This is a genomic window from Nocardioides iriomotensis (assembly GCF_004168035.1).
Taxonomy (GTDB): domain Bacteria; phylum Actinomycetota; class Actinomycetes; order Propionibacteriales; family Nocardioidaceae; genus Nocardioides_B; species Nocardioides_B iriomotensis.
This window is the reverse complement of the sequence record NZ_SDPU01000031.1, coordinates 1-275: the sequence shown is the minus strand read 5'-3', so window position 1 is coordinate 275 and position 275 is coordinate 1. Positions and strand designations below refer to the sequence as shown.

The 275-nt window shown below is 69.8% G+C and carries 1 protein-coding gene; it reads right to left on the bottom strand.

All coding sequences use genetic code 11. The features are described 5' to 3' along the window. On the bottom strand, positions 1-261 hold a 261-nt coding region (locus ETU37_RS17075), incomplete at its 3' end, for a HAMP domain-containing protein (protein ID WP_240755795.1). Positions 262-275: the final 14 nt, after the last annotated feature.

Below are 275 nucleotides of genomic sequence, written 5' to 3'. Positions count from 1 at the left end.
GGCGAAGGCGGAGAGCTGGTCGACCATGGTGTTGACGGTGGTCTTGAGCTCGGCGAGCTCGCCGCGCACGTCGACGGTGATCTTCTGGCTGAGGTCGCCGCGCGCGACGGCGGTGGTGACCTGGGCGATGTTGCGGACCTGGTTGGTCAGGTTGTTCGCCATCGAGTTCACCGAGTCGGTGAGGTCCTTCCAGGTGCCGGCAACCCCGGGCACGTCGGCCTGGCCGCCGAGGATCCCCTCGCTGCCCACCTCGCGGGCCACCCGCGTCACCTGCG